Raw genomic sequence first — 16,273 nt, forward strand, 5'->3', positions numbered from 1 at the left:
CACGGTCGCCGCACTGACGCGGAGGAAGACGCGATGCCCCAGCTCTCCCTGCGCGAACGACGCCGGGCCACCGCAACCCGGGAGATCGTCGAGGCCGCCGAGCACCAGATCGCCGAAGTCGGGCCCGCCGCCCTGTCGTTGCGAGCCGTCGCCCGCGCCCTCGGCATGACCGTGCAGGCGCTCTACCACTACTTCCCGAACCGGGACGCCCTCCTCACGGCGCTCCTCACCAAGGCGTACGACGACCTGGCCGACGCCTTGGAGGCCGCCGTCGACGCCGCCGGTGACGACCCGGACCTGCCGCGCCTGGTGATCGCCGCCGAGGGCTACCGCAGTTGGGCGACCAGCCATCCCGAGCGCTTCCAACTCCTGTACGGCACACCGCTGCGGGGCTACGAGGCGCCCGCCGACGGCCCGACCACCCAGGCGACACGCCGGATGAGCACGCTCTTCGAGCGCGTGCTGTTCGGCGGGTTCACCAGGGCGCAGCTCGCCGCGGCCGACACTCCCCCGCTCTCCGCGCCGCTGCGGGCGCACCTGGCGGGCCTGCCGCCGTCCGGTCTCGGCGAACTGCCGCCGCCCGCGATCGCGCTGTTCATGAGCGCGTGGGGCCGCATGCACGGCCTCGTGGTCCTGGAGGTGTTCGGGCACACCTCGTTCCTCGGCGACCACCAGGCCGAGATCTTCCGGGTGTCGATGCGGGACCTGCTCGACGACATCCACCGCAGGATTCCCGCCGCCTGAGAGCCTGTCTTCGACCGGGGTGGACGGCGCCCGGTGCGGGTGCCGGGCGGTCAGCCTGCGGTCGCCGCCGCGTCGGGGGCGGCCCTGTGCCGGTCCACGATCCCCTCGACGATGCGCATCAGCCGCTCCCCCGGCCGGTCGATGCTTCCGTTCTGCGTACTGACCTGGGCGCCTTCGAGTACGAAGGTGATCTCGGCGGCGGCCTGCTCGGGGTCGGGCAGCCCGGCGGCGGCGCACATGCCGACGAGCCTGCGGGTCTGGCGGGCCTTGTGCTCCTCGATCACCTGCCGTGCGGGGTGGGAGCGGTCGGGCAGTTCGGCGAGGGAGTTGATGAACGGGCAGCCGCGGTGCGAGAGCGCGGGCAGGCCCTCGGCGATGAAGCGGGCCAGACCCAGGATCTGCTCCTCGGGGCGGCCGGGGTGTTCGGCCTCGACCCGGTCGAAGGCGGCCTGGTAGTCGGCGGCGACGATCCGCAGCCACTGAGCGACCAGCGCATCCTTGGTCTCGAAGTGCCGGTAGATCGCCATCTTGGTGGTCCTGGCCCGCTCGGCGATCGCCTGGACGCCCACCCGCCGGATGCCCTCGCTCTGGAAGAGCTCCTCCGCCGCGTCGAGGATGCGCTCACGGGGCGGCAGTTGGGCCACTCGGTCCGGCCTGCTGACGGTGGATGCCATGACTGCTCCGTGACGTCGGTTCGTTGCTGGGCCTCTGACCCCCTGTTACGGTACCAGTCCGTTCCACGCGATACCGATCGGTATCGTTCGGCACCGCAAGGTATCGTTTCCTCTGTTCTGCTGGGAGTGACAGTGCGCATCACCGAGTACGTGCAATTCGACGCGGTCGGGCTCGCGGAGCTGGTGGCCGAGGGGCAGGTGACCCCCGCCGAACTGGGGGCCGCCGCCCGCGAGGCCGCGCGGGCGGTCAACCCGCGGATCAACGCCGTCGTGGAGACCTGGCAGACCGACGACGAGCCCCGGCCCGGCAGTTCACCGCTGGCCGGTGTGCCCTTCCTGATCAAGGACATCGGGGTCGCCATGGCCGGCCGGCGCATGGAACTGGGCAGCCGCCTCGCGGCCGGCCACGTCTCCGCCGCCGACTCCTTCCTGATGCGGCGCCTGCGCCGCGCGGGCCTCGTGACGTTCGGAAGGACCGCCACGCCGGAGATGGCCTACAGCACCACGACGGAACCGGTGCTGTACGGCGCGACCCGCAACCCGTGGGACCTCGGGCGGAGCGCGGGCGGATCCAGCGGGGGCGCGGGGGCGGCCGTCGCCGCCGGGGTGGTCCCGATCGCCCACGCCACCGACGCCGCGGGCTCGATCCGGGTCCCCGCCTCGTACAACGGCCTCTTCGGTCTGAAGCCCACCCGCGGCCGGGTCTCGGTCGGCCCGGACTTCGACGAGATCTTCAACGGCCTGGCCGTGCAGGGCGGTGTCAGCCGCACCGTGCGCGACAGCGCGGTACTCCTCGACCGGATCAGCGGCCCCGAGCCCGGCGACCCCTACACCGCCCAGGAGCCGCCCCGGCCGTACGCGGAGGAGGTCACCCGCCACCCGGGCGCGCTGCGGATAGGTGTCCTCACCCACGCGTGGGGCGGTCACCGCACCACCGCGCCCGTGACCGACGCCCTCGCACGCACCGTGCGGCTGCTCGAATCCCTCGGCCACCACGTCGAGGAGGCCGAGGTCGAACTCGGCGCCGGCTGGGAGGAGTTCCTGCTGTCCAACGCCCGGCAGTGGACGGCGAACCTCACGGCCCAGGTCGACGAACTGGCCGCCGCCTTCGGCCGTCCCGTCGACTCCTCGACCCTTGAGCCGCCCGTACTGGCCAGTTACCACTACGGGCAGCGGGTCAGCGGCGCCGAGTTCGTCAACGCTCTCGCGGTCCGCAACCGGGTCGCCCGAAGCCTGGCGCGGTACTTCGACACGCACGACGTGCTGCTCACCCCGACGCTGCCGGAACTGCCCGTGCCCCTGGGCACGCACGCCGAGGGCGCGGCGGCGATGGACGGCCTCGGCTGGCTCCGCCGCCTCTTCGACCTGTCGCCGTTCACCGCGGTGTTCAACGTCACCGGCACGCCCGCGATGTCCGTGCCGGTAACGGCCGACGCCGCCACGGGGCTCCCGGTCGGCATGCAGTTCGCCGCCGAGTACGGGAGGGAAGGGCTGCTCTTCCGGCTCGCGGGCCAGTTGGAGCAGGCGAGCCCGTGGTCGGGCCGGACCCCCGCGGTGTGGGCGGGGCATCACCCGGACCACTGAGTCGCGGGGACGCTTCCGTACCGGCTCAAGGCAGGAAACCGAGGTAGGAGACCGCAGATCAGTGGCGTGTATGGCGGACCCTCGTGGTTCGGCGCCCAGCCGTGTGCACGGCCGACACGCGCGGTGGCGGGCGGTCGGCGCCGGGCCGTTCCCGGGGTGCGCGGGGCGGCTCGAAATTACTCTTAGGTATGCCGTGACTTCACACACGCTCCGCAGTAGAACTCGTTGCGATTCAGCCAAACGTGAGGAAGATCACATGAGTGCATCTGCCGCGCGTGGCACCGGAATTGACGGTGTGTCACGCAGAAGATTCATCGCGGGAACAAGTTCTGTTCTCGGAGCGGTCGCGCTGGCCGGTCAGGTCGGCCCGGCCCGGGCCAGGACCGTCGCCGCCGCATCGGTCACCGATGGGGCCGACGTGCCGGTCCTGGTGATTGGCACCGGGTACGGCGGCTCCGTCGCGGCCCTCCGGCTCGCCGAGGCGGGCGTCGACGTGCACATGGTCGAGATGGGCATGGCCTGGGACACCCCCGGGTCCGATGGCAAGATCTTCGCCAACACCACGGCACCGGACCTGCGTTCCTTCTGGCTCCGCACCAGGACCAAGCAGCCGATCAGCAACTTCCTCGGCTTCCCGATCGACAAGGACGTCCCCCGGCACACCGGCATCCTGGACGCCGAGGAGTTCGGCGGCATCATCATCTACCAGGGCCGCGGCGTCGGCGGCGGCTCACTGGTCAACGGCGGCATGGCGGTCACGCCGAAGCGCGAGAACTTCGGCGCCGTCCTGCCGACGGTCGACGCGGGAGAGATGTACGGCACCTACTACCCGCGCGCCAACGCGGGACTCGGCGTGAACACCATCGACCCCGCCTGGTTCGAGACGGCCGAGTGCTACCAGTACGCCCGGGTCGGCCGCAAGCACGCCCAGCGCTCCGGCTTCCAGTTCACCTTCGTACCCGACGTGTACGACTGGGAGTACATGAAGAAGGAACAGGCGGGCACCGTCCCGAAGTCGGCGCTCGCGGGCGAGATCCTGTACGGCAACAACTACGGCAAGAAGTCCCTGCAGCAGACCTACCTCGCCCGCATCAGGTCGACGGGGCGGGTCACCATCTCCCCGCTGCACCGGGTCACTTCGGTCGCTCCGGCGGCCGGCGGCGGCTACACGGTCACCATGGACCAGCTCGACACCAGCGGCGAGACCACCGCCACCAAGTCCGTGACGGCAGGCAAGGTGTTCTTCGCCGCGGGCAGCGTCGGCACCAGCAAGCTCCTGGTCAAGCTGAGGGCCACCGGCGCGCTGCCCCGCCTCAGCGGCGAGGTCGGCAAGGGCTGGGGCGACAACGGCAACGTCATGTGCGGCCGCGCCAACCACCTGTGGGACCCGACCGGCAAGCTCCAGTCGTCCATCCCGACGGCGGGCATCGACAACTGGGCCGCGGGCGGCGCCTTCGCCGAGGTCGCGCCGCTGCCCACGGGCATCGAGACGTACGCCTCGTTCTACCTGTCGATCACCAGGACCCCGCACCGCGCCGAGTTCACCTGGAATGCCGCGGCGAACCGGGCCGAGCTGAACTGGCAGACCGCCTGGAAGCAGACGTCGATCGACGCCGCCAAGACGATCTTCGACAAGATCAACTCCAAGGAGGGCACGATCTACCGGACCGACCTCTTCGGGACGTACAAGATCTGGGGCGACCACCTCACCTACCACCCGCTCGGCGGCGCGGTGCTCGGCAAGGCCACCGACAACTACGGTCGCCTGCAGGGCTATCCCGGGCTCTACGTCATCGACGGCGCCCTGATCCCCGGCAGCACCAGCGTCAATCCGTTCGTCACCATCACGGCGCTCGCCGAACGGAACATCGAGAAGATCATCGCGACGGACCTGTGATCCCGCCGCGGGCCGGTCAGGGCTTCGGCAGCACGCACACCGTGTCGAGCCCGAGCACGTGATTGAGCCGGCCGAAGGCGAGCCACGACCCGATGCTCATGCTCAGTTCCACGATCTCGGCCTGGCTGTAGTGCGCGGCCATCCGCGTCCAGAACGCGTCGTCGAGGTTGTGGTGGTCCAGGGCGTACCGCTCCGCGTACTCCGCGGCCAGCCTCGTGCGGTCGTCGAAGGCGTCGGTGGTACGCCACTGGGTGACCGCGTCGGCGAACGCGTCGTCGACCTTGTCCCCGTCCCGCTCGGTCCGCCAGTCCTGGCAGAACACACAGCCGTTGATCTGGGCGACGCGCAGCCGGGCCGCCTCGAACTCGCACAGGCCGAGCGTCGTGTGGGCGTACACCGCGAGCGAGAAGTTCGACGCGGCCGTCCCGATCTCGGGCACCATGTCGCCCCACACGTACGGGATCGCCTCCTGGCCCTCGGGGATGTCGATGCGCAGGGGTCCGGTCATGGGTCACTTCCTTCCCAGTCGGCCCGCCGCCGGGCGCAGCGGGACGTCGAGCGCGTCGTAGAGGCCGGGTTCGGCCGCCGCCAGCCAGTCGACGGCGTTCACCAGGCGGCCCGCCGCGGTGGCGTTGCCGCCCGCGGAGCGGTTCTCGCCCTCGTCGGTGGCCTCGACCGTGACCTCGATGCGCGGACGGCCCTCGACGATCACCCGGTGGACCCCGTCGCCACCGTCGGGAGGCGAGGGCCAGTGGGGCGCGCAGGAGGGGTGGATGCGGGTGACGTGCTCGATGACGATGCGGGGTTCGCCCCCGACGATGCCCTGCACCTCGAAACGCACCGCGCCCTGGGTGCCCGCCGCGAACTCGCCCATGGTGCGCGTGCGCACCGTGGTGTCCAGCGGGTGGCGCTCCAACGTCTCGCGTATCGCGTCGAGTTCGACGCCGAGCGAGCGCGCCATCAGCCGTATCTGCCCGCCCCACACCATGGTCGGGACCGAGGGCGCGAGCATGAGCGGCTCGTACTCCATCGGATGGCCCATGCCGATCAGGTGCCGGACCGAGTCCTCCTGGTCGTACGTGGAGTAGTCGAAGATCTCCTGGCAGCGGATCGCGTCGAGGGTGGAGCCGAGTCCGCTGATCAGCAGCGGCAGCACGTCGTTGCCCCAGCCGGGGTCCACGCCGGAGACGAACAGCGAGCCGCCGCCCTCCGCGACGGCCGCGAGCACCGGGTCCCTGAACTCCGGCGGGGCGCTGCGCCGGTCGTAGAGCGGGTACAGCGCGGGCGTGACGACCACGGCGCCGGCCCGCACCGCCCGCACGACGTCGGCGAGCGCCTCCTCGGGGCGCAGGTCGCCGGAGGCCGCGTAGACCACGGCGCGGGGCCGAGCGGCCAGGACCGCCCCGACGTCGTCGGTCGCGGCGACCCCCAACCGCGTTGCCATGCCCGCCAGTTCACCCGCGTCGCGGCCGACCTTGGCGGGGTCGTGCACGAGCACCGCCGCGAGCGAGAGACCGGGATGGGCCTCGACGCCGCGCAGGGCCGCACGGCCGACATTGCCGGTGCCCCAGACCACCGTGGGAATCATGCGCGGAGGGTAGCGAGGGGCGGCGACGGTTGACAGAGGCGCGGCCCGAGAAGACAGGACGAGAAGAAGAGATACGTCCATTTCCCTCCCTCTCCGAAGTCACCTACCGCCGGTACGCTTTACGTATGCTCCTTGGGCGTTCCGCGGAATGCGCTCGTCTTCTCGCTCTCATCGACAAGGCACGCGGGGGTGAGAGCGGCGCCCTGCTCATTCGCGGGGAGGCCGGGATCGGCAAGACCAGCCTGGTCAGCCATGTGGCCGCACAGGCCGACGATCTGCTGCTGCTCTCCACGCGCGGCGTCGAGGTCGAGTCCGACCTGCCGTACGTGGGCCTCGCCGATCTGCTGCGCCCCGTCCTGCACTTCCTCGACCGCATCCCGGACCGGCAGGCGGACGCCCTCACCGGCGCGCTGGCACTGGGTCCCGCCGTCGCCCAGGACCGTTTCGCGGTGGCCGCGGGCACACTCAGCCTGCTCGGCGCGCTCGCCGAGGACAACCCGGTCCTGGTCACCGTCGACGACGCGCAGTGGCTCGACCCGTACTCCTTGGACGCGCTCGCCTTCGCCACCCGCAGGCTCGGCCGCGAGGGCGTCGTCGTCCTGTTCACCGCCCGCGACGAACAGGAGGAGGCCGCCTCCCGGCTCGCCTCCATCGACACGTTCACCCTCACCGGCCTCGACCCCGAGTCCGCGCACCGGCTGATCGCCGAGGAGGGCACCGCCGAGCTCACCGAGCGGGAGGCCGACCGGCTCCTCACGGAGGCGCGCGGCAACCCCCTGGCCCTGATCGAGCTGCCCGCGCTGCTCGCCGGCAGCTGCGACGACGACTCAGGAGCCCCCCTGCCCATCGGCGAGATGCTGGCCCACACGTTCGGCAGCGCCGTGGCCAGGCTGCCCTCGGAGGCACAGGACGCGATGCTGCTGCTCGCGGTCCTCGGGACGCGGCCGCTCGCGGGCACCGAGGCGGCGCTGCGGGCGCACGGGCTCAGTTACGAATCGCTGGAGACCGCCGAGGCGGCGGGTCTGGTCGTCGAGGAGCGGGACGGATACGCCTTCCGGCACCCACTGGTGCGCTCGGCGGTCTACCACAGCGCGACGCCCGTGCGCAGGCGCCGGGCCCACCACGCCATCGCCCGCTCGCTGCAGGGAGCCACCGCCCCCGCGCTCGAACAGTACGCCTGGCACCTGGCCGCCTCCGGCGCCGAGCCGGACGAGCACGTGGCGTCCCTCCTGGAGAACGCCGCCGCCGGTGCCCCCGAAACCCTCGCGTACCCCCTGGCCTCACGGCTGTACGAGCGGGCCGCGCGCTTCACTCCCGAGGGGCAGCGCAAGGCGGAGCGGCTGCTCTGCGCGGCCCGCGCCTCGCAGGCCGCGGGGGCCCTGAACGAAGCGGCCGCGATCCTGGACCGCGCCCTGGAACACGCCGAACAGCTCGCCACCCAGCTCGACATACGCCAGCTCCGCTGCTACCTCGACGTGCAGCGCGGCCGTCCGACCCGCTCGCGCGAACTGCTCAGGTCGGCCTTCGACGAGGCGGAGAAGGTCGACCCGGCACTCGCCGCGGTGATGCTCGGCGGCATCGCGCTCACGGAGCTGGCGATCGGCGACCTCACGGCGGCCCACCGCACCTCCGCCAGGGCGGTCGAGCTCGCGGACACCGCGCACGAACCACTGGTCCCCGTAAGGCTGTTGCGCACCCTAATGCTGCTGCTCGGCGGAGACGCCGAGGCGGGCCGCGCGCTCCTGCGCGAACTGGCGGGCCCGCTCGCCTCCCCCGACCCCACCTTTCCCTATCCGGTCGCCGGGGTGGGCGGCCTGTGCCACCTCGCGGCGGAGGAACTCGACGAGGCGCACAGCCTGTTGGACCGCGCCGCGTACACCGCGCGCGGTTCCAGTGCGGTGGGGCTGCTCTCGCACCTGCTGGGCACCCTGTCGGTCGTCGAGTTCTGGCGGGGCCGCTGGACGCCGTCGCTCGCCAGCGCCGACGAAGCGGTGCGCCTGGCCGAGGCCACCGGGCAGGTCATCGAGGTCTCGCGCGGCCTCGCCGCCCTGGTCAGGACCGAGGCCGCCCTCAACCGCGAGGAGGACTGCCGGCGGCACGCGGCGCAGGCCATGGAGTGGGCCGCCTCCACCGAACTGCAACTGGACGCGGCACGGGCGCTCGGCGGCCTCGGCCTGCTCGAACTGGGCCTCGGGCGCTTCGAGGAGGCGGTGCACCACCTGGAGGAGGTACGGGCCTTCTCGCAGCGGCACGGCCGGGGCGACGGGCTGTATCTGACGTGGGCGGCCGACCTGGCCGACGCGTACGTCCATCTGCACCGGACCGCCGAGGCCCGCGAGGTCCTCGACGTCCTGGAGTACGAGGCGGGCCGCGGCCACCGGCCCGTCACGGCGGGGACCGCGGCCCGGTGCCGCGGACTCCTTGAACCGGGGGACCCGGAGGCCGCCTCGCGCCACATGAGGCAGTCCCTCGCACTGCTTTCCGAGCGCCCGGTGCCCTTCGAGCGGGGCCGGACCGAATTCGCCTGGGGCGAGCAGTTGCGCAGGCAGGGCAGGCGCAGCGAGGCCCGGCGCCTCCTGGAGCGGGCGCTCGCCACGTTCGAGCGGCTCGGGGCTGCGGGATGGGCGGCGCGGGTGGCGGCGGAGCTGCACGCGGCGGGCGGCACCGAAGTGCGGCCCGAGCGGGCTCCGTTGGAGCGGCTGACCCCGCAGGAGCTGCAGGTCGCGCTGGTGGTCGGCCGGGGTCTCACCAACCACGAGGTGGCGGAGCGGCTCTTCCTCAGTGTGAAAACCGTCGAGTTCCACCTGAGCAACATCTACCGCAAGCTCGACGGGGTGCACCGCAGGGCGCAGCTGGTCCGCCTGCTCGCGCAGGCCGCGGAGGCCCCCGAGGTGTCGGAGGTCTGAGGGCCCGCCTCTGAACCCCCGGCTGCGCCCCGACGCCGGGGGCTGGCTGGGCGGGGCAGTCCGGGTCTCGGCCGGACCGTCGGGCCGGACGGCCTCGGCCCCGGACCCGCTCGCCCCTCGTGCGGCTCCCACAGCCGCACGGGCGGCAACGGCGCGCGCCCCGGTCCCGGTCGTGTCCGGCACCCGAACGGGGGTGCCTCCGGGCACCCCCGCCCCCCGCCCTCGCGACGGTCGCTCCCCCGATCCGCGGCAGACCCTCCGTGCGTACACCCCCGTGGTACGTCCGGATCACCGGTCCAGCTCCCCCATTTCCGGTGTTCAGGTCCGCCGCGTCTCCGCGACCGTGGGTATACCTTCGCGCCGTACGCGGACGGGGGCGACCGTGAAAACCCTGGGGTACGGGTACGGGTGCCGGGGTGGGCGACCGGGGCCCGTGGGACAGACGGGGCACACGGAACGTACGGCCTCGAACGCCAGGTCGGCCAGCCGGTACTTTTGGGGTTCAACCACTGAGCGCGGCCCCCGAACCCAGGGTTTTCCTGTGGCACCCCGGGGAGGGTTCAGCCGGGTCCGGAGGCGCCGTCCACGGGCAGCGAGGCGCCGGTGCTGTACGCGGTGTGCGCCGAGCAGAGCCGGTGCGGCACCTCTGGAGGCGCACAGCCCCGGCTCCCGTGAGTACTAACTCCTATGCGCACGACGGCGGTTGCACCCTCACATGTTGTTATTGTCGCCGCTCGCGGGTATGCGGCTCCAGGCGGAATCCCACGACCCGCTGCCAATTCACCTGGCGGGTAAAGCAAAAATGCGCCGCGGCGTATCCTGCGAACCGCGGGATGCCCGTATGCGTCACCGATCTCGGCCATCGGCTCGGACGACGTCCCGTGGACGTTTCCGATCGAGTTGGAGGGCCATGGAATCGATGGAATTGGCGTCTGCGTCCCTGCGTATCGAGGAGAATCAGCTGGGGCCCTTGCCGGCGTTCCTTACAGAAGCCCGGGGAGCTGTTGCTCGGGTGACAGCACCGACCGGCGACAAGGTGTGGCTCGTACGCGACCGCGCCCTCGGGCGCCTGGTGCTGACGGACGACAGGTTCAGCCGGGCCGCGGCCGCCGGCACCCTGGCGCCGAAGCTGGTCGACGTCCAGCCCGCCCCGCAGTCGATGGTGAGCATGGACGGCCCCGACCATGCGCGGCTGCGGCGGGTGGTGGCGGGTGCGTTCACCGGCCGCCGGGCAGCGCTCCTGGGCCCGTCCATCGAGCGGTTGGCCGACGAGCACATCGGCCGGATGATCGCTGCTGGGCCACCCGCGGACCTGAGCGGAGGTCTGGCCCTGCCGCTGGCACGCGGCGTGCTGTGCTCACTGCTGGGCATCCCCGTGCAGGACAGCGACTGCTTCCGTGACCACGTGACAGTGGTGTTCGACTGCACGCACGGCACGCGCCAGGAAAAGGCGCGGCACCGCGTCCGGCTGGTGAGTTACATGGCGGGCCTTGTCGAGCGCCGACGCCAGGAACCGGACGACGGCCTCCTCACCGCGATGATCCAGGCACACGACAAGGACAGGCTGTCATCCGCCGAACTGATCACCATGGGCCTGACGTTGCTGACGGCCGGATATGAGACGACCGCGGGTCAGATCAGTCTGGCGGCACTTGCCTTGGTGTCTGACCCGCTTGCGTACGGGCAGCTGCGCCGACGGCCCGAGCTGCTGCCCGCGGCGGTGGAGGAACTGCTGCGGCTCACGCCCTCCACCCCGGTGAGTCTGACCCGGGTGGCAACGCAACCGGTACGGCTGGGCGCGGTCACTGTCGCCGCGGGCGAGGCCGTTGTGGTGTCTCTGCTGCACGGCAACCGGGACGAGAGCGTTTTTGCCGAGCCGCGGGGCGGCACGTCGCAGAGCCGTTCTGCCACCCACCTGACGTTTGGTCACGGCGCGCACCGGTGTCCCGGCGCGCCGCTCGCCAGGCTCCAGCTGCAGATCGTCCTGGCGCAACTGCTGCGGCACTTCCCGTCCTTGCGTCTGGCCGCCGGGCCGCCGCAGGCCGTCGCCTGGAAGGAGGGCCTGATCACCCGCGGGCTCTCACGGCTGCTTGTGGAGTGGTGAGCCGGAGTGTCCGGTGGGTGGGGGGGGCTGGCCCCTTGCGCTGTGCCGCGACGGGAGCCCCTTACGAGTGAAAGGCCTGCTTCTGGCCAGGTGTGCGGGATTTCCCCTGGCAGAATCGGCCGTTGCACACCGCTGGCAGCAGCCGGTTCGAGCGACGTCACGAGGAGTTTGTCGTGGGCACGGGATACAGCATCGTCGTGGAAGTTCTGGTCGGCGAATTCGGGTGCCCTGAGGATGACTTGACGCCCGGGGCAACGATGGAGGACATCAACCTGGACTCCTTGTCGCAGGTCGAGTTCGCCGTCGCTTTGGAGAGGCGCACCGGCCTGCCATTCAGCCACGATCAGATCACCTTGGACACGACGCTGAATCAGGTTGCCGCCGCCATCGACGACTCGTGCGCCTCCGGTGCGGAGGTGACGGCACCATGACCCCGAGCAGTGGCCAAAACGCGCATCGCGGCCGGAGATGGAAAGGCGGTTCACACGATGAGCAAGAGTGTGTTTCTGTCGCCCGTCGATGAACTCCTCGCCGGAACCAGCGCGCGTCCCTCACCCCCCATCGGAATGGCCCTGCTGTTCACGGGAACGCCGCCGTCCCTTGCTGATCTGCGCGCTCGCGTGGCCGACCGCTGGGGCGGCATTGCGCAGCTGCGTCGCGTCCTGCTGCGGCCCGGGCCGCCCTCCTGGCTGCGTCGTCACCGCTGGCACCACAGTGAGGACGTCGACCTCGGCGCTCATGTCACCGAGGTCCTCGCGGCGGTGCCCAGTAACGGTATGGGCCAGGAGGCGTTCACGGGACTGCTCGCCCGCCTGGTCACCCAGCCGGTGCCCGGCGGGCGGCCCTCCTGGCGGCTGCTGCTGGTCCGCCCCGGCCAGCAGGGGGCGCAGGAGCGCTTCGCCCTCATCCTCACCGCCCACCACGCCCTCATGGACGGACGGTCCCTGGAACGGCTGCTGAGCGGGCTCCTCGACAGCGGCAGCGAACGCGGCGGCACCACGCACCGCGGTGTGCGGGCCGCACCTGCGCTGCGGGATGCCGGCCGGCCGCTTGACACCCTGCGGTGCGGGCGTGCCCTGCCACGTCTCTGCGGGCCGGTCCGCCCGGAGAGGGACTTCGCGTGGAGTGGCCTGGACACCGACACCGTACGAGCGGCCCGCCGGGCTCTGCCAGGGCTCGGCGCGACCTTCAACGAACTCCTGCTCGCGGCCTCCGCGGGCGCCCTGCGGGCCGTCCACGGCCCCCCGGAGCGCTGGCCCGGCGCGGCTCGCCCGCTCTACGGCATGTTCTCCGTGGACCTGCGCACACCCGAACAGAGCGAAGAGCTCGGCAACCTCCTCTCAGTGGTGCGACTTCCCCTGCCCGTGGCGGTCGACGACCCCCAAGAAAGGCTGCGAGCCTGCCGTGAGCTGCTCACCGGCCTCGGTCCCCTGCAGCAGGCGCATGCCACGCTCGACCTGGTCAACGCTGCCTCCCGCATCGGACCCTGGGCGCTGCGCCTGGTCAGCATCCCGGCCGCGTTGCCGAGCTGGGCCCCCGTGGCCTGCACCGCCATCACCTGGCCGCGCGGGCCCTGGTCCCTGGACGGTGCGGCGCTGGAGCGGGTGATTCCCCTGGCGCCGTTGCAGACCCGCGGAACGGTCCGCCTGACGCTCACGGACTACGCGCGCGCTTTCACCCTGACCGTGACGGGCCACACCCCTGAGGGCCACGCCCGGGACCTGGCCGACGCGTTCGGGCGAGAACTGGCATTGCTCGCGCACGGCGTGCCCGCGTTCAGCGCCCTGCCTGGGGAGCGGCCCGTCACCGGTCTCGGGCACCGGGACGGCCGCTGTGCCATGGACGTGCCTGATCGACGTGGAGGGTCATGAGTTCCGTCTCCGCAACATCCGGCATCAGGGCTGTGTACCAACGGAAGACAGACAGGCGGTGCACCTCATGAGGCTGTCCCTCGCCGACGAGATGCTCCTGCGCAACGGTTGCTCCGGTGTCACGGGGCTGGCGGCGGTCTTCACCGGGGAACCGCCTTCGCTGGAGGAAGTCCGGCGGCGGGTCGCCGAACGCTGGACGGCCCTGTCCCGGTTGAACCAGGTGCTTCACTTCACGCCCGGCGCCGACGAGGACGGGCGCCACGCGCACTGGGCCGTCCCGGGACCGTTCCACCCTGATGAGCACGTTCTTGACGCGGACTGTGAGTTGCACGAGCTGTGGGCCCACCTCGTCAACCGGCCGCCGTCCGGCGGGCTGCCGCTCTGGCGGCTGTACCTCGTTCCGGGCGGATCGGAAGGCGGCTTCGCGCTGGCGCTGGTGGCCCAGCATGTGCTGATGGACGGGCACTCCCTCACCGTTGCGCTGCGCCTGCTGATGGACGGCGCCGACCCTGTGCGGACCACCGGCCTCGTGCCCCGGCCCCCTCGCGTCCCGCCGGCCGCGGTGGCCCGGGAGCTCAAGGCGCTGACCTCACCCGGGCAGCTCCTCCCCCTGCCCTCGCCCGACCAGGCGGAGCCCTCGGTCGCCGTCCGCCTGCTGCCGGTTCCCACGTTGCGTGCCGCGGGCCGGCACCCTCAGGGCACTCGCGGCGCCACCCCGAACGAGCTGCTGACCAGCGCGGTGGCCGGAGCGCTGCGCACCCATTTCGGCCCTCTGAAGGACTGGCCGTCCGCGCGGCCGGTGTACGCGTGTGTGCCGTGCGACCTGCGCACACGGGAGAACCAGGACGAGTTGGGCAACGTCGTCACCGCTGTTCGGGTCGCGCTGCCCCTCGGCCTCGCCGACCCGGTGGACCGCCTGCGGGTCTGCCAGGGGGCGCTCCAAGCGGTGCCCGAACGAGCCGGCGTCCACGCCGCCGTACTGCTCCCCCTGGCGGAGAGCGTTCGGCGGATGGCGCCGTGGGCGGGCGCGTGGCTGACCGGCAGAGGAGGTCGGCCGTCCTACATGGCGACGGTGACGACCACCGTGAAATGGCGTGCCCGCTCGACCACCTTCCAAGGCCGGGAGCTGAGGCACATGGCGGGCCTGCCACCGTTGTCCCGGCCGGGTGGCGCCAGCTTTCTGCTGATGCAGACTCCGGGCGCGTGCGCGCTGACTGCCGTGTGCCACCTGCTTCCCGGCAGCGCCGACCGGCTCGCCGACGCCGTCGCCCACGAGATCGACACCTTGGCGCGGACGGCAGATGCGGGCCACCACGCCACCCACGCCGGTGCGCACCGACCAGGCCCCTGATGACGGCACCAGAGCAAAGGAAGACACCGTGAAGACAACACCCCCGGACTATTGGGATGAGCTGCGCGCCTTGTGCGCGAACTGCCTGTCCGTGCCGGTGCAGGACGTCGTGCCGCAAGCTCGGCTCGTGGCCGACCTCGGAGCCGACAGTCTGGACATCACCGAACTCCAGGCTGCCGTGGAGGAAAGCTTCAACGTGTCGTTCAGAGGCGTCGGCCCCGACTCGGTACGCACGGTCGGCGACGTAGCCGAGCTCATCGAGCAGCTGCGCACCACCCGTGCCTCGGGAGCGGTCACCGGATGACTCACCAGAGCGCCGTCGCGGTCACGGGCCTCGGTGTCCGCTGCGCGGCAGGGACGAGTGTCGGCGCACTGTGGGAGAACCTGCTCACCTCCCGCTGCCCGGCCCAGATGCACGCCTTCGATGCCGAAGGCACCGTCGTACGCCCCGCATGCCCGATGCCCGAGTTCACACCGGAGGGCTACCTCACCTACAAAGAAGCCCGGCGAACGGACCGGTCCGTGCAGATGGCGGTGTGCGCCGCCACGGACGCCGTCGCGGATGCCGGAGGTATCCAGGCCCCCGCAAGCCGCAGGGCGGTCGTCACCGGCACCGCCTACGGCGGAGTGATCGCCCAGGAGGCCGGGATCGGAGGGCCCGACGTGACGTACACACCCCGGGTCATGCCCAACGCCGGCGCCTACTGGATCAGCGCCAAGCACGGCGCCACCGGCCCCACACTGACTCTCTCCACGGCCTGCGCCTCCGGCAGCCATGCGGTGGGCGAGGCGATGCTGATGATCCGGGCCGGGCGCGCCGACGTCGTCATCGCAGGCGGCCACGAAAGCCCTATGACCGCGACGACCGCGCTCGCCTTCGGACGATCCGGTGCCATGATCACCGAATGCGATGACCCTGCCCGTGCCTCGAGGCCCTTCGACACGGACCGGCAGGGATTCCTGCTCGCCGAGGCCGCAGCCTTCCTGGTGCTGGAGCGGCTGGATGACGCCCGCGCCCGCGGCGCCCGTATCTACGCCACCCTCACCGGATACGGCAGCACCTCCGACGCCCATCACCTCACGGCGCCGGACCCCCATGGCACCGGCGCGCGAGCGTGCATGGAACAGGCGCTCGCCGACGCCGGCACCCCCGCCGACGCCGTCACGCACATGAACGCGCACGGCACCGGCACCGCTTTGAACGACGTGGCCGAAGCACGCGCCCTCACCGCCCTCTTCGGCCCCGCCGCCGTCCCGGTGACTGCCTGCAAGTCGGTCACCGGACACGCCCTCGGGGCGGCAGGAGCCCTGGAAGCCGTGATCACCACCCTGTCCTTGCACGAGGGAATCGTGCCGCCGACCGCGAACACCACGCAGCTCGATCCGCAGTGCGACCTGGACGTCGTCACGGCCCGGCCGCGCAAACTGCCCGCCGGACCGGCCATCAGCGCCAGCTTCGCCTTCGGAGGCCACAACGCCTGTCTCGTCTTCGACACCCCCCGGCCCTGATCCGCTGACCGAACCGAAGACGACGACCCCGCCCATCACGAGCCA

At 71.8% G+C, this 16,273-nt stretch carries 13 protein-coding genes; 10 read left to right on the forward strand and 3 right to left on the reverse strand.

Features of this window, described 5'->3' with window-relative positions; translation table 11 throughout:
• The first annotated feature begins 33 nt into the window (after nucleotides 1–33).
• Entirely contained in the window at nucleotides 34–744 is a 711-nt protein-coding gene (locus ACFVYL_RS01145) for a TetR/AcrR family transcriptional regulator (RefSeq protein WP_389712181.1), read from the forward strand.
• Nucleotides 745–794: 50 nt separating this feature from the next.
• Here the strand turns inward: ACFVYL_RS01145 and ACFVYL_RS01150 are convergent, their stop codons facing one another.
• The gene (locus ACFVYL_RS01150) at nucleotides 795–1,418 is read right to left on the reverse strand and encodes a TetR/AcrR family transcriptional regulator (RefSeq protein ID WP_389712182.1); all 624 of its coding nucleotides are present in this window, start codon (nucleotides 1,416–1,418) and stop codon (nucleotides 795–797) included.
• Nucleotides 1,419–1,550: 132 nt separating this feature from the next.
• On the opposite strand from ACFVYL_RS01150, the gene ACFVYL_RS01155 reads away from it, so the two are divergent.
• Entirely contained in the window at nucleotides 1,551–3,002 is a 1,452-nt protein-coding gene (locus ACFVYL_RS01155) for an amidase (protein WP_389712440.1), read from the forward strand.
• Nucleotides 3,003–3,258: 256 nt separating this feature from the next.
• A complete protein-coding gene (locus ACFVYL_RS01160; protein WP_389712183.1) occupies nucleotides 3,259–4,899 on the forward strand; it encodes a GMC oxidoreductase in 1,641 nt (546 codons plus the stop codon).
• 16 nt (nucleotides 4,900–4,915) lie between these two features.
• Here the strand turns inward: ACFVYL_RS01160 and ACFVYL_RS01165 are convergent, their stop codons facing one another.
• A complete protein-coding gene (locus tag ACFVYL_RS01165; protein WP_389712184.1) occupies nucleotides 4,916–5,407 on the reverse strand; it encodes a carboxymuconolactone decarboxylase family protein in 492 nt (163 codons plus the stop codon).
• A 3-nt stretch (nucleotides 5,408–5,410) separates the two neighbouring features.
• Nucleotides 5,411–6,487: a dihydrodipicolinate reductase gene (locus ACFVYL_RS01170; protein WP_389712185.1), complete on the reverse strand. Its 1,077-nt coding sequence runs from the start codon at nucleotides 6,485–6,487 to the stop codon at nucleotides 5,411–5,413.
• A 125-nt stretch (nucleotides 6,488–6,612) separates the two neighbouring features.
• On the opposite strand from ACFVYL_RS01170, the gene ACFVYL_RS01175 reads away from it, so the two are divergent.
• The 7 genes from ACFVYL_RS01175 to ACFVYL_RS01205 all read left to right on the forward strand — a co-directional run bounded on the left by ACFVYL_RS01175 (nucleotide 6,613) and on the right by ACFVYL_RS01205 (nucleotide 16,228).
• Nucleotides 6,613–9,393, forward strand: a complete 2,781-nt coding sequence (locus tag ACFVYL_RS01175) for an AAA family ATPase (protein WP_389712186.1) — start codon at nucleotides 6,613–6,615, stop codon at nucleotides 9,391–9,393.
• 1,012 nt (nucleotides 9,394–10,405) lie between these two features.
• Nucleotides 10,406–11,497, forward strand: coding sequence for a cytochrome P450 (locus ACFVYL_RS01180; protein ID WP_389712187.1), 1,092 nt, complete (start codon nucleotides 10,406–10,408; stop codon nucleotides 11,495–11,497).
• A gap of 173 nt (nucleotides 11,498–11,670) precedes the next feature.
• Complete coding sequence (locus tag ACFVYL_RS01185; RefSeq protein ID WP_389712188.1) at nucleotides 11,671–11,928, forward strand: acyl carrier protein; 258 nt, start codon at nucleotides 11,671–11,673, stop codon at nucleotides 11,926–11,928.
• A gap of 57 nt (nucleotides 11,929–11,985) precedes the next feature.
• Nucleotides 11,986–13,368, forward strand: coding sequence for a wax ester/triacylglycerol synthase domain-containing protein (locus ACFVYL_RS01190; protein ID WP_389712189.1), 1,383 nt, complete (start codon nucleotides 11,986–11,988; stop codon nucleotides 13,366–13,368).
• A 67-nt stretch (nucleotides 13,369–13,435) separates the two neighbouring features.
• The gene (locus tag ACFVYL_RS01195; RefSeq protein ID WP_389712190.1) at nucleotides 13,436–14,719 is read left to right on the forward strand and encodes a wax ester/triacylglycerol synthase domain-containing protein; all 1,284 of its coding nucleotides are present in this window, start codon (nucleotides 13,436–13,438) and stop codon (nucleotides 14,717–14,719) included.
• Nucleotides 14,720–14,747: 28 nt separating this feature from the next.
• Entirely contained in the window at nucleotides 14,748–15,023 is a 276-nt protein-coding gene (locus ACFVYL_RS01200; RefSeq protein ID WP_389712191.1) for a phosphopantetheine-binding protein, read from the forward strand.
• Nucleotides 15,020–16,228, forward strand: a complete 1,209-nt coding sequence (locus tag ACFVYL_RS01205) for a beta-ketoacyl-[acyl-carrier-protein] synthase family protein (protein WP_389712192.1) — start codon at nucleotides 15,020–15,022, stop codon at nucleotides 16,226–16,228. Before ACFVYL_RS01200 ends, ACFVYL_RS01205 begins: the two co-directional genes overlap by 4 nt.
• Nucleotides 16,229–16,273: the final 45 nt, after the last annotated feature.

Source organism: Streptomyces sp. NPDC058308 (assembly GCF_042880275.1).
Lineage (GTDB): Bacteria > Actinomycetota > Actinomycetes > Streptomycetales > Streptomycetaceae > Streptomyces.

Coding starts and splice junctions, on each gene's coding strand:
- ACFVYL_RS01145 (WP_389712181.1), top strand. CDS start 34: ATGCCCCAGCTCTCCCTGCGCGAACGACGCCGGGCCACCGCAACCCGG.
- ACFVYL_RS01150 (WP_389712182.1), bottom strand. CDS start 1,418: ATGGCATCCACCGTCAGCAGGCCGGACCGAGTGGCCCAACTGCCGCCC.
- ACFVYL_RS01160 (WP_389712183.1), top strand. CDS start 3,259: ATGAGTGCATCTGCCGCGCGTGGCACCGGAATTGACGGTGTGTCACGC.
- ACFVYL_RS01165 (WP_389712184.1), bottom strand. CDS start 5,407: ATGACCGGACCCCTGCGCATCGACATCCCCGAGGGCCAGGAGGCGATC.
- ACFVYL_RS01170 (WP_389712185.1), bottom strand. CDS start 6,487: ATGATTCCCACGGTGGTCTGGGGCACCGGCAATGTCGGCCGTGCGGCC.
- ACFVYL_RS01175 (WP_389712186.1), top strand. CDS start 6,613: ATGCTCCTTGGGCGTTCCGCGGAATGCGCTCGTCTTCTCGCTCTCATC.
- ACFVYL_RS01190 (WP_389712189.1), top strand. CDS start 11,986: ATGAGCAAGAGTGTGTTTCTGTCGCCCGTCGATGAACTCCTCGCCGGA.
- ACFVYL_RS01195 (WP_389712190.1), top strand. CDS start 13,436: ATGAGGCTGTCCCTCGCCGACGAGATGCTCCTGCGCAACGGTTGCTCC.
- ACFVYL_RS01205 (WP_389712192.1), top strand. CDS start 15,020: ATGACTCACCAGAGCGCCGTCGCGGTCACGGGCCTCGGTGTCCGCTGC.